At 32.2% G+C, this 1,370-nt stretch carries 1 protein-coding gene; it reads right to left on the bottom strand.

What is annotated here, in order from left to right; genetic code table 11:
* Positions 1 to 132: 132 nt before the first annotated feature.
* Positions 133 to 1,278 (bottom strand): uroporphyrinogen decarboxylase family protein, encoded by a 1,146-nt coding sequence (locus BS62_RS15165; protein ID WP_496492093.1) that lies wholly within the window; start codon positions 1,276 to 1,278, stop codon positions 133 to 135.
* Between the last annotated feature and the right edge of the window lie 92 nt (positions 1,279 to 1,370).

Genomic DNA, 1,370 nt, shown 5'->3' on the forward strand with positions numbered 1-1,370 from the left:
CCAAACATCATTTCTTCATATGGTTGCATTTTAGCAGCCATAACATCATCTAGTTTTTCATCTATTTCTGGATGATCTTCTTTGTATTCTTCCCATGTTCTATAGTATTGAGTTTCCATATATACCCCCCCTTTAATACTTACCGTTTTCTGATACATATTGAAGTACCGCTTGTAAATTATCAACATTAACACTATCTACAGTTATTAAAGCTTTATCAAATCCAAACATGTATTTTCCACCAGGTGCAAGAGTATCTAAAAGTTCTTTTGCTTTATCTATACATTGTTCCTTTGTACCTGTTTTTAATAATCCAATTGGATAGAAACCAGTAAGTATATGTTTAGAACCTAATTTTTCTTTTACAATTTTTGGATCTCCATATTGAAACATCATTCTTGTATTTTCAGGTAGTTCATATAAGTAATCAAGGAATCTCATCCAATCATGCTCAACAAATAACATTGATGGTTGACCATTTTCATATAGTCCATCTACTAACTTTTTAAATGTAGGCCAATAGAATCTACTAAAATCCTTTTCACGTAAATAAGGTGCCATATGAAGTGGTATAAATGAAGAACTATATATTGATGGATTTGGTGTTGTTCCTTGTTTTATCATAATAGGGGTAACTGCTTCAACTTTACCAGGCATTCTTCTTATATCCATAGTAATGTTTTTGAATCCTCTTAACTGATCAGCTACAAAATCAAAAGGCGCTTCAGTTAATACCTCTATTCCTCCATATGGAGAATATCCAAACTTTTCATTTAATCTTCCCATTATTCCTAAATCACTCATCAATTCATCGTAATATGCTTTAAATGCTTTAGCAAATACTATAGATCTTTGGCCTGGATTTGTATCTAACTCTGTGTAAATTCTTGGAAGTATTTTTTCAAGCATACAATTGTATGGGGAATTTATAAATTCATCATATTCACTTGCGTCAAGTCCGTGAATTTCTGGATGTTGCATAAATCCATTAGATCCCATTATGAAGTTTCTAGCTCCTAATATTTTATAATGTAGAGGATTTCTTAATGAAGGTCCTGCAGGATTTGTATCTGAAACAAAATCAGTACATACTTTTGTATATATTTCTTCTAGCTCTGAAGTATCCCATTGTGATTTTGCTAAGTCTTTTCCAGCATATTGTATAGCAAACTCCAGCGTGAACATAGCATTTATTGGTACTCTTTTTGGAGTCTTTCCTTCAAATAAATCCTTAAATAATTGAGTTCTTTCTGCTTGTAATACTTTTACATCTTCCATATTAGTTCACCCACCCTTGGCATATTTTTACGCCTTCTGCAGCGTTAGTTGTAAATGCATCTGCTCCTACAAATTCACATGCTTCCTTTGTT

Source organism: Sporacetigenium mesophilum DSM 16796, from assembly GCF_059569055.1.